This window comes from Flavobacterium supellecticarium, assembly GCF_004801375.1.
Classification (GTDB): domain Bacteria; phylum Bacteroidota; class Bacteroidia; order Flavobacteriales; family Flavobacteriaceae; genus Flavobacterium; species Flavobacterium supellecticarium.
Genome location: NZ_SSNZ01000001.1, coordinates 499,143 through 522,358, shown reverse-complemented (window position 1 = coordinate 522,358; position 23,216 = coordinate 499,143). Strand labels below are relative to the sequence as shown.

General features: G+C 38.6%; 25 protein-coding genes and 1 other RNA gene. 16 read left to right on the top strand and 10 right to left on the bottom strand.

Features of this window, described 5'->3' with window-relative positions; all coding sequences use genetic code 11:
- Nucleotides 1-11 precede the first annotated feature (11 nt).
- A complete protein-coding gene (locus E6C50_RS02550; protein WP_136401626.1) occupies nt 12-1,088 on the bottom strand; it encodes a glutaminyl-peptide cyclotransferase in 1,077 nt (358 codons plus the stop codon).
- Between the two features lie 89 nt (nt 1,089-1,177).
- Here E6C50_RS02550 and ffs point away from each other — a divergent pair.
- From ffs to fsa, 3 genes are all read left to right on the top strand, one after another.
- Nucleotides 1,178-1,275: signal recognition particle sRNA small type (gene ffs, locus E6C50_RS02545), an RNA gene on the top strand.
- Between the two features lie 96 nt (nt 1,276-1,371).
- Nucleotides 1,372-2,175: an SDR family oxidoreductase gene (locus tag E6C50_RS02540; RefSeq protein WP_136401625.1), complete on the top strand. Its 804-nt coding sequence runs from the start codon at nt 1,372-1,374 to the stop codon at nt 2,173-2,175.
- Between the two features lie 46 nt (nt 2,176-2,221).
- Complete coding sequence (gene fsa, locus E6C50_RS02535; protein WP_136401624.1) at nt 2,222-2,878, top strand: fructose-6-phosphate aldolase; 657 nt, start codon at nt 2,222-2,224, stop codon at nt 2,876-2,878.
- Nucleotides 2,879-2,952: 74 nt separating this feature from the next.
- On the opposite strand, the gene E6C50_RS02530 is transcribed toward fsa, so the two are convergent.
- Nucleotides 2,953-4,365, bottom strand: coding sequence for a TlpA family protein disulfide reductase (locus E6C50_RS02530; protein WP_136401623.1), 1,413 nt, complete (start codon nt 4,363-4,365; stop codon nt 2,953-2,955).
- 155 nt (nt 4,366-4,520) lie between these two features.
- Between E6C50_RS02530 and E6C50_RS02525 the strand changes: the two genes are divergently transcribed.
- The 3 genes from E6C50_RS02525 to E6C50_RS02515 all read left to right on the top strand — a co-directional run bounded on the left by E6C50_RS02525 (nt 4,521) and on the right by E6C50_RS02515 (nt 10,946).
- A complete protein-coding gene (locus tag E6C50_RS02525; protein ID WP_136401622.1) occupies nt 4,521-6,140 on the top strand; it encodes an ABC-F family ATP-binding cassette domain-containing protein in 1,620 nt (539 codons plus the stop codon).
- 191 nt (nt 6,141-6,331) lie between these two features.
- Nucleotides 6,332-8,086 (top strand): WG repeat-containing protein, encoded by a 1,755-nt coding sequence (locus E6C50_RS02520; RefSeq protein WP_136401621.1) that lies wholly within the window; start codon nt 6,332-6,334, stop codon nt 8,084-8,086.
- A 121-nt stretch (nt 8,087-8,207) separates the two neighbouring features.
- The gene (locus E6C50_RS02515) at nt 8,208-10,946 is read left to right on the top strand and encodes a fibronectin type III domain-containing protein (protein WP_136401620.1); all 2,739 of its coding nucleotides are present in this window, start codon (nt 8,208-8,210) and stop codon (nt 10,944-10,946) included.
- Nucleotides 10,947-11,085: 139 nt separating this feature from the next.
- On the opposite strand, the gene E6C50_RS02510 is transcribed toward E6C50_RS02515, so the two are convergent.
- Both E6C50_RS02510 and E6C50_RS02505 read right to left on the bottom strand, forming a co-directional pair.
- Nucleotides 11,086-11,370, bottom strand: a complete 285-nt coding sequence (locus E6C50_RS02510) for a hypothetical protein (RefSeq protein WP_136401619.1) — start codon at nt 11,368-11,370, stop codon at nt 11,086-11,088.
- 39 nt (nt 11,371-11,409) lie between these two features.
- Nucleotides 11,410-12,126, bottom strand: coding sequence for a hypothetical protein (locus E6C50_RS02505; protein WP_136401618.1), 717 nt, complete (start codon nt 12,124-12,126; stop codon nt 11,410-11,412).
- A gap of 267 nt (nt 12,127-12,393) precedes the next feature.
- Between E6C50_RS02505 and E6C50_RS02500 the strand changes: the two genes are divergently transcribed.
- Together E6C50_RS02500 and E6C50_RS02495 are read left to right on the top strand one after the other, a co-directional pair.
- Nucleotides 12,394-12,633 carry a hypothetical protein gene (locus tag E6C50_RS02500; RefSeq protein WP_136401617.1) on the top strand — a complete coding sequence of 80 codons (240 nt, stop codon included), beginning with the start codon at nt 12,394-12,396 and terminating at the stop codon, nt 12,631-12,633.
- Nucleotides 12,603-12,806, top strand: a complete 204-nt coding sequence (locus tag E6C50_RS02495; protein ID WP_136401616.1) for a hypothetical protein — start codon at nt 12,603-12,605, stop codon at nt 12,804-12,806. Before E6C50_RS02500 ends, E6C50_RS02495 begins: the two co-directional genes overlap by 31 nt.
- Before the next feature lie 63 nt (nt 12,807-12,869).
- Here E6C50_RS02495 and E6C50_RS02490 read toward each other — a convergent pair whose 3' ends face one another.
- From E6C50_RS02490 to E6C50_RS02470, 5 genes are all read right to left on the bottom strand, one after another.
- Complete coding sequence (locus tag E6C50_RS02490) at nt 12,870-13,151, bottom strand: GNAT family N-acetyltransferase (RefSeq protein WP_230978940.1); 282 nt, start codon at nt 13,149-13,151, stop codon at nt 12,870-12,872.
- A gap of 8 nt (nt 13,152-13,159) precedes the next feature.
- Nucleotides 13,160-13,552, bottom strand: a complete 393-nt coding sequence (locus E6C50_RS02485) for an OsmC family protein (RefSeq protein WP_136401615.1) — start codon at nt 13,550-13,552, stop codon at nt 13,160-13,162.
- A gap of 4 nt (nt 13,553-13,556) precedes the next feature.
- The gene (locus E6C50_RS02480) at nt 13,557-14,438 is read right to left on the bottom strand and encodes a pirin family protein (protein WP_136401614.1); all 882 of its coding nucleotides are present in this window, start codon (nt 14,436-14,438) and stop codon (nt 13,557-13,559) included.
- Between the two features lie 24 nt (nt 14,439-14,462).
- Nucleotides 14,463-15,344, bottom strand: a complete 882-nt coding sequence (locus E6C50_RS02475; RefSeq protein ID WP_136401613.1) for a pirin family protein — start codon at nt 15,342-15,344, stop codon at nt 14,463-14,465.
- Between the two features lie 80 nt (nt 15,345-15,424).
- The gene (locus tag E6C50_RS02470; RefSeq protein WP_136401612.1) at nt 15,425-16,027 is read right to left on the bottom strand and encodes a Crp/Fnr family transcriptional regulator; all 603 of its coding nucleotides are present in this window, start codon (nt 16,025-16,027) and stop codon (nt 15,425-15,427) included.
- Between the two features lie 165 nt (nt 16,028-16,192).
- Between E6C50_RS02470 and pyrR the strand changes: the two genes are divergently transcribed.
- The 8 genes from pyrR (at nt 16,193) to E6C50_RS02430 (ending at nt 21,211) form a co-directional block, all read left to right on the top strand.
- On the top strand, nt 16,193-16,747 hold the full coding sequence (pyrR, locus tag E6C50_RS02465) for a bifunctional pyr operon transcriptional regulator/uracil phosphoribosyltransferase PyrR (protein ID WP_136401611.1): 555 nt from the start codon (nt 16,193-16,195) through the stop codon (nt 16,745-16,747).
- Nucleotides 16,748-16,765: 18 nt separating this feature from the next.
- Entirely contained in the window at nt 16,766-17,692 is a 927-nt protein-coding gene (locus tag E6C50_RS02460) for an aspartate carbamoyltransferase catalytic subunit (protein ID WP_136401610.1), read from the top strand.
- Between the two features lie 6 nt (nt 17,693-17,698).
- Nucleotides 17,699-18,133 (top strand): hypothetical protein, encoded by a 435-nt coding sequence (locus tag E6C50_RS02455; RefSeq protein WP_136401609.1) that lies wholly within the window; start codon nt 17,699-17,701, stop codon nt 18,131-18,133.
- A complete protein-coding gene (locus E6C50_RS02450) occupies nt 18,123-18,551 on the top strand; it encodes a hypothetical protein (protein ID WP_136401608.1) in 429 nt (142 codons plus the stop codon). The genes E6C50_RS02455 and E6C50_RS02450 overlap by 11 nt, the downstream gene beginning before the upstream one ends.
- 64 nt (nt 18,552-18,615) lie before the next feature.
- The gene (locus E6C50_RS02445; protein ID WP_136401607.1) at nt 18,616-18,948 is read left to right on the top strand and encodes a ribonuclease Z; all 333 of its coding nucleotides are present in this window, start codon (nt 18,616-18,618) and stop codon (nt 18,946-18,948) included.
- A gap of 15 nt (nt 18,949-18,963) precedes the next feature.
- Complete coding sequence (locus tag E6C50_RS02440; protein ID WP_136401606.1) at nt 18,964-19,869, top strand: ribonuclease Z; 906 nt, start codon at nt 18,964-18,966, stop codon at nt 19,867-19,869.
- Nucleotides 19,870-19,935: 66 nt separating this feature from the next.
- A complete protein-coding gene (gene pdxH, locus E6C50_RS02435; protein WP_136401605.1) occupies nt 19,936-20,580 on the top strand; it encodes a pyridoxamine 5'-phosphate oxidase in 645 nt (214 codons plus the stop codon).
- Nucleotides 20,581-20,722: 142 nt separating this feature from the next.
- The gene (locus tag E6C50_RS02430; protein WP_230978939.1) at nt 20,723-21,211 is read left to right on the top strand and encodes a CAP domain-containing protein; all 489 of its coding nucleotides are present in this window, start codon (nt 20,723-20,725) and stop codon (nt 21,209-21,211) included.
- Between the two features lie 84 nt (nt 21,212-21,295).
- Here E6C50_RS02430 and E6C50_RS02425 read toward each other — a convergent pair whose 3' ends face one another.
- Nucleotides 21,296-23,215 carry an OmpA family protein gene (locus tag E6C50_RS02425; RefSeq protein WP_136401604.1) on the bottom strand — a complete coding sequence of 640 codons (1,920 nt, stop codon included), beginning with the start codon at nt 23,213-23,215 and terminating at the stop codon, nt 21,296-21,298.
- Between the last annotated feature and the right edge of the window lies 1 nt (nt 23,216).

Here is a 23,216-nt window from a genome sequence, read left to right as displayed (position 1 = left end):
TTTACAGGAAATTAGTTTTCGATTTTAATTTCGAACATTTTATCCCAGTTCTTACCGGTTACAAAAATGGTTTTGGTTTTAGGATTGTAGGCAATTCCGTTTAAAACGTCCAGATCCGGATGTGCCGTTACTTTCGATTTTAGATCGCTTAGGTTTACAATCGCTTCTACCGCACCATTTTTCGGATCGATAATCGCAATCGCATCTTTGGTATAAATGTTAGCATAAATTTTACCGTCGATCCATTCCATTTCATTTACCGCTTTAATTTTAGAACCGGCCGTATACACATTAATATAGTCCACTTCCTTAAAGTCGGCCGGATTTACAAACCAGATTTTTTCGGTTCCGTCTGACATTAGCAGGTTTTTACCGTCGTTCGATAATCCCCATCCTTCCATTTGTTTAAAATAAGGGAAGGTTTTTTCTTTTTTAAAGGTGTCGGCATTATACACGTAGGCTTCATTATTCTGATACGTAAGTTGATATACCTTATTGTTTAATACGGTTGTACCTTCTGCGAATACATTTTGAGGTAATTCGACAATCTTATATACTTTTCCGGTTTTATAATCGGTTTTGCGCAAACTGGAAATCCCGCGCAATCCGGTTCCGTTTCCGGCACCGTTTCCAGTACTTTCAATTAAAGTGTCACGGTAAAATTCCAATCCCTGTGTATAGGCTTTGCTATCGTGCGGGTAGGTGTTTAGGATTTTATAGTTTAAAAGTTTGGGTTGTACATCCGATACCACTTCAATACGGCCGGTTACTTCATTGGTATTTCCTTCCGAATAAACCAAGGCTTTAATATTCTGATACCCCAGTTTTTGTTCTTTTAGAGCAAAAGCGAATTTTTCACTTCCTTTAACACGGCCTACAATTTTGTTGTTGATATAAAAAACAATAGAGTCGACAGGCTTGTTTTCGGCATTTTTTATACCCAATCCCAGGCTTTCATTGGGTTGGTATACCTCTTTTAAGTCGGTTGTATCGAGGCTAAATAAATTTTCTTCATTTTTTTTTCCGTTGTCACACGAAAAGAAAAAAGAGCTTAATAAAATGAATGCGAATGCATTATACTTTTTCATGGTTATTAAAATTGGATACCACAATATACAATTGTATTTTATATCTCGCAATTGCCTTGCAAAAATATAAAAAGATTGTATATTTGCACCGGCAAGTCCTACACGACCAGCTCCTGCAGACTCCTCCAGGGTGGGAACACAGCAAAGGTATGTGGTTGTAGCGGTGCGATGTAGGTCGCTTGCCATTTTTTCTTTGATCTCCTTTTGGGAGATTTTTTTGTTTTAGAACTTTTGTAACGTTTTTCTTCCTTATTTTAGCAACTCAAATTTTGAACCGGATACTATGGGAAAAGTGGTTTTAATTACCGGAGGCTCGTCAGGCATCGGAAAAGCCATAGGCGAATTATTATTTCAAAAAGGATATACCGTTTACGGAACCAGCAGAAACCCCGAAAAGATACAGCAAACGCTTTTTCCGTTACTAGCAATGGATGTGCGTCAGGCGGATACCATTCGTATGGCTGTCGACACCATCGTAGCCAAAGAAGGGCGATTAGATGTGTTGATCAACAATGCGGGAGTGGGAATTACCGGTCCGCTGGAGGAAATTCCTGGCGATGAAATCCGCAATAATTTTGAAACCAATCTTTTTGGTCCGATCGAAGTGATGAAGGCTGTTTTGCCCTCGATGCGCAAGCAGCAATCTGGATTGATCATTAATGTAACCTCCATTGCCGGTTATATGGGATTGCCGTACAGAAGTGTGTATTCGGCCTCAAAAGGTGCATTGGAATTGATCACAGAAGCGCTTCGTATGGAAGTAAAAGCTTTTGGGGTTCAGATCACCAATGTAGCGCCAGGCGATTTTGCCACCAATATCGCTTCAGGACGTTATCATGCACCGTTGGTTAAAGGATCGGCCTATGAAGTTCCGTATGGGAATACGTTAAGTATGATGAATGATCATGTCGATAGCGGTAGTGATCCCGGACAAATGGCTGCAGCAGTATATGCGATTCTTCAAAATCCAAATCCGAAGATCCATTATAAGGTGGGTGCTTTTATGCAAAAGTTTTCGATTGTTTTAAAACGGATACTTCCGGATAAAGTATACGAAAAGTTATTAATGAACCATTATAAGTTGTAATTTTGTAATCCGAATTTTAACACAACTATCATTAAATATATTTAAGATGAAATTTTTTATTGACACGGCTAATTTAGAGCAAATTAAAGAAGCGCAAGCTTTGGGAGTATTGGATGGTGTAACAACTAATCCGTCGCTAATGGCCAAAGAGGGAATCACCGGAAAAGACAATATTTTAAAACACTATGTAGACATTTGTAACATTGTAGACGGTGACGTAAGTGCTGAAGTAATTGCTACCGATTACGAAGGAATGGTTCGGGAAGGCGAAGAATTGGCGGAACTACACGAACAGATTGTGGTGAAAATCCCAATGACCAAAGAAGGAATCAAAGCGTGTAAATATTTTTCAGATCGCGGTATTAAAACAAACGTAACCTTAGTATTCTCTGCTGGTCAGGCTTTATTGGCGGCCAAAGCAGGGGCAACATATGTGTCGCCTTTCTTAGGTCGTTTGGACGATGTTTCGACAGATGGTTTAAACCTGATTGATGAAATCCGTTTGATCTATGATAACTATGCGTATGAAACACAAATTCTGGCTGCTTCAGTTCGTCATACGATGCACGTTGTAAATTGTGCGAAGATCGGAGCTGATGTTATGACAGGACCATTGTCGTCAATTTTAGGACTTTTAAAGCACCCGCTTACTGATATCGGTTTGGCGCAGTTTTTAGCCGACTACGAAAAAGGAAACAAATAATAATACTCCTTATAGTATACAAGCAAAAAGGCGGTTTCAATAATTTGAAACCGCCTTTTTTATGTTTAGTTTGTTTATTTGAGGTTCTTTTCAAAATCGGAATCAAAAAGACTCACAAAAGCATTTTTGATCATGCCATTTGGCTGGAGTAGGATCGTACGTTGTATTTTCGTAATCACCCAATGGTCTTTTAAAGCTTCGAAATTTGCCGAATGCAATTCCGTAGTGTTTTCAAAGGCATATTGCGATAGTATTTGTTTCCATTCCTGTTCGGAATCATCCACATTGATCGAAACAAAATGCAGGTTTGGATGTTTCTTTTTTAATTCGTTTACCTTTTTGTGTACGGTTACCATATGGGCTTTGGCATTGGATGTCCAGAAAAACAGTACCGTCTGTTTACCATCGGTTATCGAATTCAGGTCGATTTTTTCACCTTTTTCGTTGATTAAATCCGCATCGGGCAATTTTTTTCCTTCCGTCAGCATTTGGATGGCATCACCAATTTTCTTGATTTCATTATGGCCACTGTTGTCGGTCGATAATTGTGAATAGCGGTCAAAAAATTTCTTTTTGTTGTGCATATTCTGATCTTCCAACAGATACATAAAAGCAATGTTATTTAGTACGCTATTTTTAATCTTCTCGTTTTTAAACAAGGTATCGGCAATATTCAGTTTTTTGATGTTGTTTTCTATTGCCGTTTCTTCCAGATTAAAGGTGTTATCGGCTTCCGAATAGGCTACATTGTTTAACATGGCAGTCAGATAGCGTACAAAAGGCGAATAATTGGTGAGCTGGGCATTATTAAAGTCAATTTCCTTACGGAAGTTGTAATAATCCTTTGGTAATTTGGTGCTTATTGCTTCACCGGTACGGCGTTCGTGTGCAAACGGATAAATTTCTTTTTTGGCCAAATGGCTAAAGTCTAAACTCGCTTTGGCATACAGATCGAATTTATCATCCCAGTTGATTTCTGTTTTTTTGCGAAGGTAAAAGGCTTTTTTACGGGCATAAATGGAATCAATACTTTTTGAGAATTGATCGTAATTTCTGTCAAAAAGATCGAACATATTGTTTTTATCCGATTCGTTTTTCAGATACATTTCCATCAGGAAGTTGTTTTTCTGATCGCCACGTCCGCAAAAAACAATCGAATTGTCAAAATCGCCCGTATTAATACGAACCATCAGACTGTCGTTTTTGTCAAAATAGATATATTGGTATTCCGGGTCGTGACGAAACGTATACATACCCGGTGTTAAAGAGTCGAATTTCTTGAAAAAACGGTTTTTTTCGTCTAAGATAAGCGTGTCAAGTACCTTATTATCTTTACACAAAAGGACATAACGACTAAGAGGATTGATTATTTCCCCTCCAAAATAGGCTGTATAATTATCGCTTTCAAACTTCTTGTTACAAGAAGTAAGGGAGCAAATCAGCACTGTAGATAGCGGGAGGAGTACGTTTTTTATATGGGCAAACATTCAAACAATTTTATCTCTAAACAAAAGTATTTCTATATTATAGAACAGGCTGTTAAGGTACAGTTAAAATAAAGCTTTACAGATTCTAAATTAGATAGTTCAAAACTGCACTATTTTTTCTACTTTTGCAACAATTTTATAAAAATCAATTTCAAATGTTAACAGTTTCAAATTTATCCGTTCAGTTTGGTAAACGAATTTTGTTCGACGAAGTAAATGTAACCTTTACGCAAGGTAACTGTTACGGGATCATCGGGGCTAACGGAGCAGGAAAATCAACTTTTTTAAAGATATTGGCAGGAGAGATCGATCCTACATCCGGACGCGTAATACTGGAGCCGGGGAAAAGGATGTCGGTTTTAAACCAGAACCACAATATGTTTGATGAGCATACTGTCCTTGAAACGGTTATGATGGGTAATAAGACGTTATTTGCCGTTAAAAAGGAAATGGACGAATTGTACCTGGATTACAAAGATGAAAACGCCGAAAGAATTGGTGAGCTTCAGGTGCAGTTTGAGGAAATGAACGGATGGAATGCCGATTCGGATGCGGCTGCCATGTTATCGAACTTAGGTATTTCGGAAGAATATCATTATACACTAATGGGCGAAATGGACGCCAAATTAAAAGTACGTGTCCTTTTGGCACAGGCTTTATTCGGAAGTCCGGACGTTCTGATCATGGATGAGCCTACGAATGACCTGGATTTTGAAACCATCGGATGGTTGGAAAATTTCCTGGCTAATTATGACAATACGGTTTTGGTTGTATCTCACGACCGTCACTTCCTGGATGCGGTTTGTACACATGTATCGGATATTGACTTTGGAAAAATCAATCATTATTCCGGTAACTATACGTTCTGGTACGAATCGAGTCAGTTAGCGGCCAAACAAAGAGCACAGCAAAATAAGAAGGCCGAAGAGAAAAAAGCCGAATTAGAAGAGTTTATCCGTCGTTTTAGCGCGAACGTTGCGAAGTCAAAACAGGCAACTTCCCGTAAAAAAATGATCGACAAATTAAATTTGGATGAAATCAAACCATCAAGCCGTCGTTATCCGGCGATCATTTTCGATCAGGAGCGTGAAGCTGGTGATCAAATCCTAAACGTACAAAATTTAAGCGCGTCAATTGAAGGAGAATCCTTGTTTAAGAATGTTGACTTAAATATGGCAAAAGGAGATAAAATCGTGGTTTTCTCAAAAGATTCTCGTGCTACTACGGCTTTTTATGAGATTTTAAACGGAAATATGACCGCTGATTCCGGAGTAGTAGAATGGGGAATTACCACTTCGCAATCGTATTTACCGGCCGATAACCACAGTTTCTTTGAAAACGATCTTACGTTGGTGGACTGGTTGCGTCAGTGGGCCAAAACTGAACCGGAAAGAGACGAAGTTTATGTTCGTGGTTTCTTAGGAAAAATGATTTTCTCCGGTGAGGAAGCCTTAAAAACAGGTCGCGTTTTATCCGGAGGTGAAAAAGTACGTTGTATGCTTTCCCGAATGATGATGTTGCGTGCAAACGTATTGATGTTAGACGAACCAACGAATCACCTCGATTTGGAATCAATTACGGCATTTAACAACTCGTTGAAAAACTTTAAAGGTTCCGTATTGTTTACTACGCATGACCACGAATTTGCGCAAACTGTAGCAAACCGTGTGTTGGAAATCACTCCAAATGGAGTAATCGATCGTTATATGACGTTCGATGACTATCTGGATGATCCAAAAATCAAAGAATTAAGACAAAAAATGTATACCGTATAACGGATGACAAACCTGACAGGTTTCCAAAACCTGTCAGGTTTAAAATTTAAAAAATAGATACAGGCTGCTTTTTCGAGCAGCTTTTTTTATACCGTTTTTGTAACCATTTTTTTAAAATTTGTGTTTAACCGGAAAGGCATGATTTTTAAAATGGCAATAAATACTATATTTGAACATCAATCAAAATTACTATGAGGTTATTTTTACACGTTGGGCTCGGCTTACTTTTTTCGTTTCAGGCTTTTAGTCAGGAGGTTACTATTCCTTTTCGCGTTGGTAATGTTTATGGAATATCAGATTATAATGGTAAGCTGGTCAATAAAAATAAATTTGATCAGATAAGCTACAACCGCAAGATGCCCAAAGGCTATTTTTCCTTTAAAAATAAAGAAGAAAACGGACTGGCGTATAACGGTAAAACGCTGGTTTCCGGACCGGAATACGATGAATTTGGGATAGAACCCAATAAATTTATCATTGCTGTTTTAAAAAGAAATCGTGTTAGTCGTTCAACGAGTACCTTTAAAAATGAAAAAGAATACAACGATTTTAAAAGACGAAACCGGGAAGGCTATGCTTTATTTAACTTGAAAGGGGAGACTATTTATCCGGATAATTTTAAGAAAATTATTCCTGTTGATACCACTGGTGTTAGTGCTACCGGTGCTAAAAGAGCCCGATTTGCCTTAATGGCCACGACTAATTTTGACGATCAGTTTAGCTTGTTTGTATATGATTGCGATAAGCAAAAAATTTCAGAATGGCTTTTAAAGGATTATGATAAAATCAAATTAGACAGAGGATTAACCGTTCCTGGTAAATCTATTGCTTTAACGGCTTCAAAAGCGAAATCGGATAGCCCAATGTCGATGCAGGTAAACCATATCGATGGGAAATTTGTATTACAACCGTTAACTACAGAATACCGACCAGGAGTTAAGGAACGGTTCGAAAAAGAATATGGAACCACAGAACTTACAGGCGATCCGGAGTATGGTAGCGGTACCGGTAAACCTAATTATACTACCGAAGCAGTGCCACCACCACCGGCTTATGGAACAGGAGTAAACGCAACTGTTCCTAATGATGCTATTGAAAAAAAGAGACCGAAAGTAGTGAAACAATATATTGTCCATACGTTCGAAATAAAAGACGAAAAACTTTTTCTGAAGGAGCTAATCGCAGGTCAGAAAGAAGCTAAAACGGAAACGGAATTTCCAATGCCTCCAGTGCCAGCCGGACAAACCTATTCTTTTGAAAGTTTTCCTTATACGAGTACAACGCAGGATACTGAAGAAAAAAGAGTCACACAGAAAAATATTATCCGTTTTAAAAGTGGTGATCTATATGGAATGCTACTTTCTCAGGAGCGTATGATTTCGTGTAAATATGATAGTATTAGCCCGATAAAGTTCACACATTCCGGACAGGACCAGTTGTTATTTGTTGTAGGTCAAAAAGATGTGACGACACAAACAATACAATATGGTCTTATCGACTCGGATGAAAAAGTGATCCTTCCACTAATGTATGAGGAGTTGGATCCTTTTGGATTGGTTAAATCGTTTTCAAAGACCAGAACCGACATTAGAGTATATAATAAAAACTGGCGTTTTAAACAGAATGGTAAATACGGTATTATAACGGCTTATGACGGCATTGTATTACCCGCAGAATACGATGAAATAGAGTGGAATACGGCTCATTTTCCGGGACATCAGGATGATTTTGTAAGCCTTAAAAAAGGCGGATTATACGGTTTCGTTTTAGGTGCTGATTTTAAAGAGGCCAATATCGTACAGCCTGTTTTTCCGTATAAAATTGGTTTTTACGACCGGAATTATCAAAAAGAAAAAGGACTGCTTCTTTTCGGATTGATCGATAATGACGGAAAGTTCTTTTGTTATGCCCGAAAAGACGGTTTTTTGTATTATAAAGCGAAGTAGCGATAATAATTTAACATTTTTAACGATAAAGTAAAAAAATAGGGTGAAAGGGTAACCTTGGTTTAAAAGAAATCGCCAATCGGAAAGATACTTTTGCAGCGTCTAACGAAACACACTATTTATGAAAAAAATGTACTTGTTACTGCTCCTGGTGGTCAGCCTGACTGCCGGGGCGCAAACGCTGTATCCGTATTTACAGAACGTCACGCCCAACTCGGTTTATGTGACCTGGAAAACCGAAAGTAATACGGAATCGATTGTAGAATATGGAACGGCTGCAAACGATTTGAATGTTACCGTTACCGGAAATACCAACATTTTTACCGATTCCGGCTATCCCGGAAATTATTTCTACCACAATGTTAAGTTGATCAACTTAGCGCCCAACACCAAGTATTATTACAAAATTAAAACCGGTACTTCCGTTTCGGACGTGTATTCGTTTAAAACGCTTCCTAATCCGGGACAAGCTGCTACACCTGACGGCCATATCCGTTTCCTGATTATGGGTGATAATCAGCTAAAAGCCGTACCGCGTTATGATTCACTGGTTTCGGCTGCAAAGCGTAAGGTACGTGAAAAATGGGGTGCTAACCTATCACCGGAAGATAATATCGCGATGACATTTATGGTGGGCGATCAGGTGGATGTGGGAACATTGGATCATTATGAGCATGTTCACTTTAAAAAGAATCGCGGTTTGTCGGGTAATATTCCGATTCAGACTACCGTTGGAAATCACGAAACTTATGGTACTCTGGGAATGCAATCGTATTATGATCATTTCTATATCAGTGAGTTATCCTATAAAGGAATTTCATCCGGAACGGAAAATTATTATGCGCAACAAGCTGGAAACGTATTGTTTATCAGTATGAGTTCGGAACATACCGGAGCCGCTCAGATGAATTGGTTACAACAGGTTGTTGCTGCTGCAAATACCGATCCTACGGTGGACTGGATTTTTTCGTTAAGTCACCGTCCGTACCAGGCAGAACAATACGTAGGGGATATTTCAACCTGGGTACGCAATACTGCGGTGCCGTTTTTAACCACTTCGTCCAAATATATTATGCATATCGGGGCGCACCATCATTTATACCATCGTGGTCAGTTAAAAAATTCGCCGGCTTATAATATTATATCCGGTGGAACGGCCTGGGATCAGTATTGGGGAATGTCTTCCGAAGAGGATTTTGAAGATGTACAGAAGACCATTTGTAACTGGATTTATCAAATTGTGGATATCGATGTGGTTAATGGTAAAATGGATGTGGAGAGTTATTCGATCGGAAGTGTTGACGGTTGGAAAAACAACCAGCTGATGGACGAATTTCACCGTTATAAAAACAAACCGGCTCCCGAAAAACCGAGTATCGAGAATACGTTTACCGGAAGCGTAACCTTACCGTTAACGTTAAATGGAAGCGCTTATACGACAACTTCGGGCGAGTTATTGAATACCACACAGTTCCAGATTTCAAAAACCGCCGATTTTAATATCATCACAAAAGAAGTGTACCGCGATTTTGAAAATTTATACGGAATGTACCAAACCAAAAGGGATTCTACCGTTGATCGCAATTTAGGTGTTGATATTACTAAAATGACATTAGGTGCCAATTCGATTCCAAATGGACAATATTATTTGAAGCTACGTTACCGTGATCGCAATTTGGAATGGTCACCGTGGAGTGATGTCAAAACATTTACGATTACCGGAAGTAATGTTGTAAATACCGCTATTGTTACGGATGCGACAACCTATGCACAAAACAGCACAATCAAAGTAAACTATACCGATGCACCGGCCAGTACGGCAACCTGGATCGGATTGTATAAAGACAGTCAGACGCCGGGGTCATCTTCGCCATCGCAAACCTGGCAGTATACCAATGGGAATCCAAATGGAGCTATCACTTTTACGAATGGTTTACCGAATAAAGGACGTTATTATGCGGCTATTTTTTCGAATGGCGGTTATACCGAAATCGCACCACGTCAGTATTTTTATGTCGGACCGATTCCAACAGTTACGACCGATCAGGAAGAATATGCTGTCGGAATGCCGGTTACCGTTACGTTTGCTAACGGACCGCAATTGGCAAATGACTGGATCGGAATTTATAAAATGGGACATATTCCGGGACAAGTTACGGCAACGGCCTATCAATATGTGACAACGGCTTCCGGAGCAAAGATCTTTACCAATTTACCAACCGGGTATTATTATGCCGAATATTTTTTACAGGATGGTTATAATGCTATTGGAAATAAAGCTTTCTTTAAAGTTGGAAATCTGGTTACCGAATTGTGGATTAACAAACCGGTTTACGATTTAGGAGAGCAAATTGTAGCTTCCTGGACCGATGCACCGGGGATTGTAAAAGACTGGTTGGGAATTTACCACGAAGGAGAAAATCCAAATATCGATCCGTTATTAAGTTATACCTATTTTAACGGTCAGGCGGAAGGAACCCTGGCGTTAACCGGAACGGCTTTACCAACAGAAACCGGAAATTACTTTCTGGTAATGTTCACCAACGATTCGTATAACGAAGTGTCCAACCGCGTTTCGTTTGAAGTAGTTGATGGTACTTTAGGCGGTGATAAATTTAAGATCGACAACGGATTAAAAGTGTATCCGAATCCAACGAATAATACGAATCAGACGATTGTTCAGTCGGATTATCCGATCGATCTGATCGAGGTTTTTAATACCGAAGGAAAACTAATGTATGCGACGAAAAACGTCAATAACAATAAATATTCATTGATCACTCAGGATTTACCAACCGGTGTTTATATCCTGAAAATTCATTCCCGAAAATTGTTTACTGCCAAGCTTATCGTTAAATAGTGGATTGTTTATATAAGGGCCAGGTAAACAACGAAAACTCCTGCAATTGCAGGAGTTTTTATTTTAAAGTTTTTATAAAAAAACGGTGTCGGTTGTATACGAAGCTTTTAAATCTTAATTTTTGTGATCGTGTATATCGCTATTCCTGTAATTTCAAGATTATAGTCTGAGTTTTAAAATCTAATAAATCTTTATTAAAAATACCATTGTACGTAAAAGATCTGTTTTTTGATTTACGATCTGATTTATGCAATGGCAGGTTTTCATTCTCAAATTCGATGGTGTCATAAAATACATCATTAATAAAAATATCCCATTTTGATTTACCTGAAATAGCATCAAAATTTTCAGCCTCACCCGTAAAAAATGTTTTATCAAAAGACATATTAAAAATGCCATTTAATTTTAAAACTGCTGTTTTCATTTTTATATAATATTTGACACTTCGCTATTTTTGAAGTATTTATAAAAGCTTATGCTCTGAAAGCTTGTTTTTAAACAATTCAAAATCTTTTTCAGGGAAAATTTTTGAAAGTACGTTGTAAGCTGTTTTGAGTTGGTTTAATTCTTTTGAATATCTTGAAACTTCATTCGGATCAGCAAATAGCATTTGCCAGTTTTCACAAGCCATTAATGCTACACAATTATTTAAATATTCTTCGAAAGTCAAATTAAGGTGAATCAAGTGCTCATCGTGAAATAAATAGATTTCTTTTTCAAAAATTTCTTTTGAAGCACCTTTTTGGTAATTAATGCATCCGAATTGATACTTTACATTGGTATTGTCAAAGACTCTTAAGTTTTTAATAATTTCATAATCTTTATTATCCTCTTCTACCAAATCAGTAAGCCAAGGTTTTTCATCTATAAAAACATAAGGATGATTAAAGGAATAGGACCCATAAAAACTTTGATTTTCGAAAGAACATTCATACTGCATCATGTTTTTCCAGGTTGCTTCGATCAATTCTTTAAAGGAATCATCTAATCCGAAGGTGTATTCCGGAACATAACTTTCGTCTTCGTCCTCATCATCTCCGTTTAAATTTATGAGTTGATTATTGAGCTGCGCTTGCATCAAATCTTCATTATCATCATATCGTGCATATACATCAAAATGGTCATTATTGTCTAATTCATTTTTTAAGTCTTTGAACTTGTTTGCTAAATCGTAAATCATTTTTTTATAATTATTGATTAAATTTATTTGGATATTTCACTTTGTGATATGGCTAATTGTTATCTGTTCTACAGGCAGTTTTGTCTTAAAAACCGGGCTAGGTTTCAGAGTCTGTGACAGACTTGTGCATAGCGCCCGAATATCTGAAGGTTTTAGTAAATATACAAATTAAGAATGTGCAAATATGTAAGTAATTTACGACTTTTCTATATTTAAAAACAAAAACATTTTAAAGAAAATTTTTATCAATTAGCAAGCGAACAAAAAATGGAAGACTATCAAATAAAAATTAAGCAATTTGAAAAAGATGCTTTGACCGAATTCAAATCTGGAAATACAGAAAATGCAATTGTTTTATTTAAAAATGCCTGGGATGTTTTACCGGAACCCAAAACGGATAAGCCCGAAAGTTACTTAATTGCCAATTCATTGGTTTTTGCACTTAATAAAGTGGAAAAGTATGAAGAAGCATTAGAGTGGCAAAAAAACTTATCAAAAGTGCTTTAGACAGACATGATGATGGCGACCGGGAATATATGGCTGGCAGGGTATTATATCATTTAGAAAGAAAAGATGATGCCTGGAAGTATTTTGATGTTGCTAATGATAAGTCGGAAGGACGTTGTTTTATTGGAGCTGACAAAAAAGAATATTCCGATTTCTTTAAAAACAAAGCCTAATCCGGTTTGATATAGAATAGTTTACACCTGTCCGGTTTTTAAAACCAGACAGGTGTTTGATTTTTAGAATAATACGTCATGGATATCCGTGTTTTTATCAAAAACGCTTTTCGCAAACGGACACAGCGGCATGATTTTAATATGATTCTTGCGGGCAAAAGCTACGGCTTCCATCACCATGTTTTTCCCTACATTTTGTCCTTTAAAATCCGGATTTACTTCGGTATGATCGATGATAATTTTGTCCGAACCTGCCCAGCTATAAGTCATTAATCCGGCTTCTTTTCCATCGGAAATGGCTTTAAAAAATCCTTTTTTGTCGTTGTTGATTTGTTCTATGGTCATAATTGTATTTACTGTACGGTTGTTGTAATTTCTATAGGATTGGTTAATGTTTTGTGTATCGGGCAACTGTTGGCGATCACTTTTAAACGTTCTTTCTGAGTTTGGTCCAGATTTCCGGTAAACTCAATTTTGCGTTCCAGCCGGGTGACGTTGGCAGCCGCATCACGATCGAAAGTAACATCGATAGCAATACTTTCGACATCCCAACCTTTACGATCGGCATACATTCGAAGCGTAATAATGGTACAACTGGCAAGAGCAGCTGCAAATAATTCCTGTGGTGCGAATCCAAGATCCTGTCCACCCATATCTTCCGGTTCGTCCGAAATAAGACGGTGCTTCCGGGCGGTTATTGCCGTGGTATAACGATCTTTTCCAATTTGTGCCGTGATCCTTTCCATAGGCTTAAAATTTAGGTGGTGGCGGTAACGGAACAAACTCAGTTTCTCCCGGAACTTTCGGAAATTCCTGTTTTTCCCAACGTTCCTTGGCTGCTTCGATCAAGGCTTTGTCGGAAGCGACAAAATTCCAGAAAATAAAACGTTCTTCCGGAAAGGCTTCTCCGCCGAAAATATAAACGGTGGTGTTTTCACCCATTTCAAATTCGCAAAGCGTACTGTCTTTTGCGATCAGAATTTGTTTCGGATCAAAGGTGTTTCCGTCACTTTTAATACTACCTTCGAGTATGTATAGGGCGCTTTCTCCATATAAATCGTTTCCGATACTTACTTTTTGTGCTGAAGTACTTTTAATTTCTATAAAATACAACGGACTGTAAACTGGTACGCCTGATTTGCGACCAAAAGCTTCTCCGGCTATTAGTTTAAAAGAAAGTCCGTTTTCTTCCCAATGCGGCAAATCTTCTTTGTCGACATGTACAAATGACGGTTCCATTTGTTCCAGTTCTTTAGGCAAAGCGACCCAAATCTGTAATCCGTGTAATACTTTATCCGATGTTCGCAAATACTGCGGTGTTCTTTCAGAATGTACAATTCCCTTTCCGGCAGTCATCCAGTTTACGGCACCCGGTTGAATTTCAATTTCCGACCCCAGACTGTCTTTGTGCATAATACTGCCTTCAAACAAATAAGTTAAAGTCGATAAGCCAATATGCGGATGCGGCGCGACATCAAGGTTTTGATAGTCTTTTAAATAGGCCGGGCCCATATGGTCGATAAAAGCAAAAGGACCAACCGTTCGTTTTTCGCGAAAGGGTAAGAGGCGCCCTACCATAAAGTTACCGATATTGGCAGCGCGCTCTTCTATGATTAATTGAATATTAGACATTTTTTATGTTGTTTTTTAGTTTTTTTAGTCTTCCAGATAACCGAAACGTCCCATATTAACGTCTTCAAAAGCCTGGATAATTTCCTCGCGGGTGTTCATCACAAACGGCCCATGTGCGGCAATCGGTTCGTTAATCGGGGCTCCGCTTAAAATTAATACAATCGTGTCGTTTTCCAATGCTTCTATCAAAAAATCTTCTCCTTCATTTTCAAACAAAACAAAATGATCCGTTGGGATTTCTTCCGCTTCGTTCACTTTTATGCTGCCCTGAATAACCAATAAAGCGGTATTATAGGCTGCGGGAAATGAAAACCAGGCTTTTCCGCCTTTGTTTAATTTTGCATTTTGCAGGTGTACCGGTGTAAATGTAGAAGCGGCACCTTTTACGCCTTGATATTCTCCGGCAATGACTTCAATTAATCCTGCATTGTCCGGTAAAATGTATTTTTCAATCTGATCATTGATAATACCCTGGTATTTCGGTTGCGACATTTTGTCTTTGGCCGGAAGGTTTACCCATAATTGTACCATCTGGAATTCGCCACCGGTTTTACTAAATTCTTTTTCGTGGTATTCTTTGTGTAATACCCCGGAAGCAGCTGTCATCCATTGTACATCGCCTTCGCCAATTACACCGCTGTTTCCTGAACTGTCGTGGTGAGCTACTTTTCCTTTATAGGCAATGGTAACCGTTTCAAATCCACGGTGTGGGTGAACGCCAACGCCTCTTGGGATTTCGGAAGGGGCAAAGTGGTATTTGGAATTATAGTCCATCATAATAAACGGACTCATACGTTCCATATCCAAATGATAGCCACTTGGAATAAAATTGTGCACGCGAAAACCGTCGCCTACAAAATGCGGGGTTTTAGGTGCGACTACGATTTCAATATTTTTTGTTGCCATGATTGTTCCTTTTTAAAAGTTATAGTACAAAATTACTATCCGAACATTGTTTAGGCATTGATCTAGGATAAGAAATGCAATCAATAGGGTTTGAAATTGCGTTTGGCGAGTTCTTTCCGTACACGACTTAAACTTTCGGGCGTAATGCCCAGATACGAAGCGATCATCCATTGCGGAACGCGTAGGGTTACATCCGGATACAGTTTTATAAAGTCGAGATACCGTTGTTCGGCTGTGGCGGCAAGTAACAGGTTAATTCGTTTTTGTAAATGCCGGATATGATTTTGCAGTGCCTTTTCGTTAAAAATACGGAATGCGGCACTTATTTCGGACGCCTTGTGGATAAATTGCTGGTCGAGATAAACAAAAGTGGTCGGTTCGACTGCATCGATAAAAAAATCGGACGGTTCGTTAAAAAAAATACTACTCCGGTCGCTGATAATCCAGTTTTCAGTGGCAAATTGTATAATGTGTTCTTTTCCGGAATCATCAATAGTATAGGAGCGAAGCAAACCCTGTTCTACAAAAAAGGAATGATGACAAATTTCGCCCTGTTGTAACAGTATTCCTCCTTTTTCAATTGTGGCTGTTTTTAGATTTTGGGTAAGCGCTTCGAATTGTTCTTCCGTTATTCCGGCTTTGGATTGCAGGTAATTTTTCAGATTGGGTAATGCGGCTGTCATATTCAAATATAGTTATATTTTTCCGGGAAACAGACCGATTTTAGACTTTTTTAAGGTTCCGTTACAAAGCAGTATCCTTTCTCTTAAAATTTGTTTTTTAGGAAAAGCATTTCGCAGTTTACACAAATTTATTGTACTTTTACCCTCCAAACACAACACTTCATTATGAGTCAAAAAATATTGCTCACTTCGAAAGAAGTCAATATCATTCTGCACCGTTTGGCCTGTCAGTTAATCGAGAAACATCTTGATTTTACAAACACTATTCTTATCGGGATTCAACCCAGAGGGAAGTATTTAGCAGAACGAATCAAAGCACTTTTAGAAGATGAATATCAGGTAAAAGACGTAGCACTCGGCTTTTTGGATATCACATTTTTCAGAGATGATTTCCGTCGGAATGAAAAACCGCTGGAAGCCAATAAAACCCAGATTGATTTCCTGGTGGAAGACAAAAAAGTGGTTTTTATCGACGACGTTTTATATACGGGACGTAGTATCCGATCGGCTTTAACCGCAATTCAATCGTTTGGCCGACCGTCGGAAATTGAGTTACTGGTATTGATCGACCGTCGTTTTAGCCGTCATTTACCAATCCAACCGGATTACCGCGGACGACAGGTGGATGCGATTAACAACGAAAGGGTGATCGTAAACTGGAAACAGAATGAAGGAGCCGATGAAGTCCTATTAGTGTCTAAAACAACAACCAACAACTAATTAAGCAACAACACAACAATGAAAGAGTTAAGTGTCAATCATTTACTTGGAATAAAATACATCAATAAAAACGATATCGATCTGATTTTTGAAACGGCAGATCATTTTAAAGAAGTAATTAACCGACCCATTAAAAAAGTTCCGTCTTTACGGGATGTGACTATTGCGAATATTTTCTTCGAAAACAGTACCCGGACAAAATTGTCGTTCGAATTGGCGCAGAAACGTTTATCGGCCGATGTAATCAGTTTTTCCGCAGCACAATCGTCAGTAAAAAAAGGGGAGACGTTAATCGATACGGTAAACAACATCCTTTCGATGAAAGTTGATATGGTAGTTATGCGGCACAGTAATCCGGGCGCGGCACATTTTCTGTCGCAAAATGTAAACGCCAGTATTGTAAATGCCGGTGACGGTGCACACGAACATCCGACACAAGCGTTACTGGACAGTTTTTCCATCCGCGAAAAACTAGGTGAAGTAGCCGGAAAGAAAATCGTAATTGTAGGGGATATTTTGCACTCCCGAGTAGCCTTATCGAATATTTTTGCACTACAAATGCAAGGTGCCGAAGTTAAAGTTTGCGGACCCAATACGCTAATTCCGAAGTATATTGAAAGTCTTGGTGTAAAAGTTGAACCAAACCTACGTAAAGCATTGGAATGGTGTGATGTAGCAAATATGCTACGCGTTCAGAACGAACGAATGGATGTGAATTATTTCCCATCTACGCGGGAGTATGCCCAGCAATATGGTGTCGATAAAGCCTTACTGGATTCCTTAAATAAAGAAATTATAATCATGCACCCGGGACCGATTAATCGCGGTGTTGAAATCACTTCAGATGTAGCCGATTCACAACAATCGGTTATCCTGAATCAAGTCGAAAATGGTGTCGCTATCCGAATGGCGGTTATCTATTTGCTGGCTTCAAAAATTAAATAGCCCAAAATGAAAAAATGGTTTGCGTTAGTATTGCTTTCTTTTATACTGTCAGGATGTACACTGGCCGAATTTTGTTGCATCCGGAACTATACCAACCAACCCATGCAGATTTCATTTCCTGAAAAATCATTTCATCACGGTTTTCAGATTGAAATCAAAAACTGGTTACTAACGGAAAACGAGATTAAAAGTGATTCTTTTCTAAGGTATTTTAAAACCTGGAAAAAATCTGTTAAAAACAATAGAGTCGTGTTTACGGTTCCGGCGCAGAGTACGGTTTATCTGGAACGTTTTAAAATTAACTTTAAAGGAATGAAAATCAATACGCTTTTGCCGGGTAAGGACTATCAAAAGATTAAAGCCCGAAAAGAAGTGTATAAACCCAGCTTTATGAGTGTGGTGTATTGTCTGGATTTAAAAATGAAGAAGGATGAAGAATAATGATAAAACAAAGGTCATTGTTGGCATCGTTATAGGAGTTATCGTTTTTATAGCGATCTTTTTTGCGGTACACAATTTAATGAAACCGTCGTTGGAAAGTTATTTGACTACGGTATCGCATGAAATCAATAAACAATGTCCTATTCCGGTCGATCGTGAAACCCGACTTGATAATTCGATGGTATTGCCTAATAAAGTATTCCAGTACAATTATACACTGATCAATCTTAATAAAGAACAGGTTGATATTGATCAGGCACAAAAAGTAATCGAACCCAATTTGATCAGCAATATCAAAACCAATCCCGATATGAGCTATTTTCGGGACAATAAAGTTCAGATTATTTACTCCTATCGTGATAAAACAGGTGCTTTTTTATTTAAAATCAGGATCACTCCTGAAATGTACACCAATTAGTCCGTTTATTTCCGTACAGTATTCTAAAAATACTGTAAATTAGCATTTATATTAAGTATAACGAATGAAAGTAGAAGAGAAAGGTCATACCATTATCATCAAAGATACCGAAGGAAACATCCAGACTTTTCTGGAAAAAGTTACGGATCAGCACAATAGTTACAAAAATCACAACCTGGTTTTGGATGTAACTCAGGATGAAAGTGTAACCATAGCCTCCTTAAAATTATGTTCCCCTTTGTCAAAAATCCATAAAAAAGGGAAAAAGTCTTTTGTAATAGTCGCCAATGCTATCGATTTTAATAGTGTTCCGGCTTCTCTTTTGGTCGTTCCGACACTGTTGGAAGCGCATGATATGATTGAAATGGAAGAGATCGAACGCGATTTAGGCTTTTAATCCGACCGCAATTTCATGAAATTAACCATATTAGGCTGTTATGCAGCCACACCCCGGACTATTACCAATCCGACCGCACAGGTTTTAGAAATCCAGAACCGGATGTTCCTGATCGATTGTGGCGAAGGTACGCAGGTGCAGTTACGTAAAAATAAAATTCGGTTTTCAAAAATCGAACATATTTTTATTTCCCATTTGCACGGCGATCATTTTTATGGTTTGGTTGGATTAATCTCCACTTTTATGCTCCTAAACCGGGTGGCCGATCTACATGTTTACGGACCAAAAGGAATCAAAGAAGTCATCCTGCTACAATTGCGTTTGTCCGGTTCGTTTACCGGTTATAACCTCTATTTCCATGAACTGGAAAGTACCGAAAGTGAAGTGGTTTATGAAGACGATAAAGTTTTGGTGCGAACCATTCCGCTAAAACACCGTGTGTATACGAATGGTTATCATTTTCAGGAAAAAGAAAAAGAACGCAAACTGGACATTAATGCTATTTTGAATTACGGGATTGATCAATGTTACTATCAGAAAATTAAAAATGGGGGGGATATCACGTTAGACGATGGTACTGTTATCCCCAATAAAAAAATAACAACCGATCCGGAACCGCCAAAAAGTTATGCCTTTTGTTCCGATACGGTGTACGATGAAACCCTTGTTCCTCAGATTGAACAAACTACAGTACTTTACCACGAAAGCACCTTTCTGGAGTCAGAAGCACATCTGGCCGAAAAAACCCTGCACACTACGGCAAAACAGGCAGCAAATATCGCCCGACTTGCGAACGTAAAACAGCTTTTATTGGGACATTATTCAACCCGATATGAAAAAATAAGTCTGTTCCGCGAGGAAGCCGAAACGATTTTTCCAAATGTGTTGTTGAGTGATGATGGAAAAGTGTTCGAATTTTAACGGGGATTTTTTAATCCGCATTTTAAAACTTTCTAATTTAGCATTGCTAATTATAATACCGATACCATGAGTGATTTGAGCAACTACAGAAAGTCCTACGAAAAATCGGCTTTGGTCGAAACCGCTATTCCGGAAGATCCAATCAATCTTTTCCAGCGCTGGTTTTATGAAGTGGAAGATTTTGGCGGTATTGAAGAAGTGAATGCCATGACGGTGTCGACGATTGGTTTGGATGGTTTTCCGAAATCGCGTATTGTACTGCTTAAAAAATTCAACGAAGAAGGTTTTATTTTTTTTACCAATTATAATTCTGAAAAAGGAAAGGCGATAACAGCCAATCCGCATATTTGTTTGTCTTTTTTCTGGCCTACAGCCGAAAGACAGGTGATCATTAAAGGGATTGCCGAAAAAACCTCCAAAACGGTATCCGATAATTATTTTGACAGTCGTCCGGATGGTAGCAAATTAGGAGCGATCGCGTCCGATCAGAGTGATGTGATTCCATCCCGCGATTATCTCGAACAAAAACTGTCTGATCTCGAAAAAGCCTACGAAGGGAAGACCATTCCACGCCCGGAACATTGGGGTGGTTTTTTGGTTCGCCCGGTAGCTGTAGAGTTCTGGCAAGGACGTCCCAACCGACTTCACGATCGTATCCGCTATTCATTGGAAGCGGATTACCACTGGAAAATAGAACGCCTTTCGTCCTAAAAATAAGACAATTAAGTCAAAAACGTTAATTTTTAAGTCATTTCATCGATTTTTTTTGCGCGTAATCGATATTAAAATACATTTGTAGCGTCTTTTATATGTAAAAGATTGCCCCTGTGTTTAATAGACTTGATTAATGCTTATGAGATTATTGCGTGGCGCATCGATTTTGATGTGCTTTTTGATGATGGCTTCCTGTTCGACAGAAAGTGCCAATGAAACCCCTACGGATTATAAGGTAGTAAATAATTTTACGTACAATCAGGAAGAATTACAGATTGAACAAAAAATTAACGAGTATCGGATTAGTAAAGGTCTAACACCTTTAGAAAAGATCAATCATATTTCGTATCTGTCTGAAGGGCACGACGAATATATGATTACCACTAAAATTGTGGATCATTCCTATTTCAATGAACGGGAGCAAAACCTGAAAACCACACTGGGCGCTAAAAAAGTAGGCGAGAATATTGCCTATGGTTACGAAACCATTTCGTCCACTTTTAATGCCTGGCTAAACAGCGATTTGCACCGGATGAATATTGAAGGGGATTATACAAATTTTGGCGTTGCCGTTCGAAAAGACAACAACGGGACTATGTACATTACAAACATTTTTATTAAAAAATAAACTGACCAGTACCAAAAATGCAAAAGCATCCTTTTTTTAAGAGGATGCTTTTGTCGTTTAAAGCAATATAATAAAATGAACACTTTACATTTTTATGACGATAAACTCGCTGCGTCTGTTTTGCTGATGCTCGGCTTCAGAGCAGGGAACACCGTCGGAGCAACGGTTTACCAGTTGGGTTTCACCATAACCTTTGGCGGTTAGACGATTGCGATCAATTCCGTGTTTTACCATATATTCCAAAGTCGATTTGGCTCTTCTGTCGGACAAACGTTCGTTGTAAGCATGTGTTTGTCGACTATCGGTATGCGAACGAATATCGAGGGTTATCGTCGGATGTTCTTTTAGAACGGTAATTACTTTTTGAAGTTCCACTTCGGCATCCGGACGGATGTTCCATTTATCCAGATCAAAATAGATGATTTCGATATCCAGTACTTTAGCCAGATCGATACCCGGTTCGATAGGAATAGCTTTTTTCTCCAGCTCGATGTTTACTATGGTTTCACCCGTTTTGGCTGGTATCATCACACTAACTTCCCGTGTCTGATAACCGTCATTTTCGGCTCTGACATAATAGGTTTTATCACAATCGATTGTTTCAAAACGATATAATCCGCCGGAATCCGTTTGGACAGAACTCATAGGTTTCATAGTGGCATCAAAAAGGGATACTTTGGCAGTGGCCAACGGTAATCCGCTTTCTTTATCGGTAATCATTCCTTTTAAAAGCTGTTCGCAACGGAATTCCTTAACCTTATAAATATCATCCGATCCTTGTCCACCATCCCGATTGGAACTAAAATAACCCATCTGTTTTTCAGTGTCCATGATCAACGCAAAATCATCTTTAGGACTGTTTAACGGACTTCCCAGATTTTCAGGAGTTGAATAACCGTCTTTTAGAATTTTGGATTTAAAAATATCCAATCCGCCAATTCCCAAATGCCCGTCGGAAGCAAAATACAATTCGTTTTTTTGCGATACAAACGGAAAGGTTTCCCTACCGGACGTATTGATGGTTTTTCCCAGATTTTCCGGTTTGCCATAGGTTCCATCGCTATTGATGGCTACTTTATAAATATCGGAGTTTCCAAGGCTACCGGGCATATCGGACGAAAAATACAGTGTTTTTTCATCCGGACTCAATGCCGGATGTGCCGTACTGTAATTGTTGCTGTTAAATGGCATTTCGGTCACATTATCCCATTTTCCGTCAGAGAGTACCGCCTTATAAATTTTTAATTTTACAATCCGGTCGGAACTTTTTCCTTTTTTACCATCGTTATAATTGTTTCGGGTAAAATACATCGTAGTACCGTCTTTTGTAAATACCGGCGTCGCTTCGTGGAAACGGGTGTCGATACTTTCCGAAAACTTTTGAGCAGGAGCGAGGTAACCATCATCGGATATCTGAGCCGCATAAAGTTTAGTAAAATACTGATTCGTCCATCGGTGTTTGCGATGAAACACACCACCGGTATCGCGGGCTGAAGCAAAAACAACTTCGTTATTGTAAAACGCTGGGCCATAGTCCGAATATTTAGTATTGGTTCCGGAATTTTCCACTTTAAAACGTCCGGAATCTTCACGCAACTTTTTAGCATAATCCGGATTATTAAGTAGTTCACCAGCCGCCGGGTCATTGGTTTTTTTATAAAAAGTGGCCAACATTTGATCGGCTTTGTCATATTGCCCCACTGATTTTAAAGCCTGAGAATAGCGGAAATAATAGATCGGCTCGATGGTCTGGTTAAGAGCAAAAAGCTCCCCATACCATTTTTCGGCCTTATCCAATTCGCCATTAAAATAATAGGCATTTCCAAGATTTTCGAACAGGTTTGCGGACTTATATCCTTTTTCCGCCACTTTTTCGTAAACTTTGATCGCGTCTATATAGGCATAGTGGTCGTATTTTTTATCGGCGTTGTTTATCCTGGCTTTTTGGGCGAAGGAAACAGTTGTACCGATAAAAGCGAACAGAAGTATAACTATTTTTTTCATG

Coding starts and splice junctions, on each gene's coding strand:
- fsa (WP_136401624.1), top strand. CDS start 2,222: ATGAAATTTTTTATTGACACGGCTAATTTAGAGCAAATTAAAGAAGCG.
- E6C50_RS02425 (WP_136401604.1), bottom strand. CDS start 23,215: ATGAAAAAAATAGTTATACTTCTGTTCGCTTTTATCGGTACAACTGTT.
- E6C50_RS02445 (WP_136401607.1), top strand. CDS start 18,616: ATGAAAGTAGAAGAGAAAGGTCATACCATTATCATCAAAGATACCGAA.
- E6C50_RS02460 (WP_136401610.1), top strand. CDS start 16,766: ATGAAAGAGTTAAGTGTCAATCATTTACTTGGAATAAAATACATCAAT.
- E6C50_RS02550 (WP_136401626.1), bottom strand. CDS start 1,088: ATGAAAAAGTATAATGCATTCGCATTCATTTTATTAAGCTCTTTTTTC.
- pyrR (WP_136401611.1), top strand. CDS start 16,193: ATGAGTCAAAAAATATTGCTCACTTCGAAAGAAGTCAATATCATTCTG.
- E6C50_RS02480 (WP_136401614.1), bottom strand. CDS start 14,438: ATGTCTAATATTCAATTAATCATAGAAGAGCGCGCTGCCAATATCGGT.
- E6C50_RS02430 (WP_230978939.1), top strand. CDS start 20,723: ATGAGATTATTGCGTGGCGCATCGATTTTGATGTGCTTTTTGATGATG.
- E6C50_RS02520 (WP_136401621.1), top strand. CDS start 6,332: ATGAGGTTATTTTTACACGTTGGGCTCGGCTTACTTTTTTCGTTTCAG.
- E6C50_RS02540 (WP_136401625.1), top strand. CDS start 1,372: ATGGGAAAAGTGGTTTTAATTACCGGAGGCTCGTCAGGCATCGGAAAA.
- E6C50_RS02500 (WP_136401617.1), top strand. CDS start 12,394: ATGGAAGACTATCAAATAAAAATTAAGCAATTTGAAAAAGATGCTTTG.
- E6C50_RS02490 (WP_230978940.1), bottom strand. CDS start 13,151: ATGACCATAGAACAAATCAACAACGACAAAAAAGGATTTTTTAAAGCC.
- E6C50_RS02485 (WP_136401615.1), bottom strand. CDS start 13,552: ATGGAAAGGATCACGGCACAAATTGGAAAAGATCGTTATACCACGGCA.
- E6C50_RS02475 (WP_136401613.1), bottom strand. CDS start 15,344: ATGGCAACAAAAAATATTGAAATCGTAGTCGCACCTAAAACCCCGCAT.
- E6C50_RS02510 (WP_136401619.1), bottom strand. CDS start 11,370: ATGAAAACAGCAGTTTTAAAATTAAATGGCATTTTTAATATGTCTTTT.
- E6C50_RS02440 (WP_136401606.1), top strand. CDS start 18,964: ATGAAATTAACCATATTAGGCTGTTATGCAGCCACACCCCGGACTATT.
- E6C50_RS02455 (WP_136401609.1), top strand. CDS start 17,699: ATGAAAAAATGGTTTGCGTTAGTATTGCTTTCTTTTATACTGTCAGGA.
- pdxH (WP_136401605.1), top strand. CDS start 19,936: ATGAGTGATTTGAGCAACTACAGAAAGTCCTACGAAAAATCGGCTTTG.
- E6C50_RS02470 (WP_136401612.1), bottom strand. CDS start 16,027: ATGACAGCCGCATTACCCAATCTGAAAAATTACCTGCAATCCAAAGCC.
- E6C50_RS02525 (WP_136401622.1), top strand. CDS start 4,521: ATGTTAACAGTTTCAAATTTATCCGTTCAGTTTGGTAAACGAATTTTG.
- E6C50_RS02505 (WP_136401618.1), bottom strand. CDS start 12,126: ATGATTTACGATTTAGCAAACAAGTTCAAAGACTTAAAAAATGAATTA.
- E6C50_RS02515 (WP_136401620.1), top strand. CDS start 8,208: ATGAAAAAAATGTACTTGTTACTGCTCCTGGTGGTCAGCCTGACTGCC.
- E6C50_RS02530 (WP_136401623.1), bottom strand. CDS start 4,365: ATGTTTGCCCATATAAAAAACGTACTCCTCCCGCTATCTACAGTGCTG.
- E6C50_RS02450 (WP_136401608.1), top strand. CDS start 18,123: ATGAAGAATAATGATAAAACAAAGGTCATTGTTGGCATCGTTATAGGA.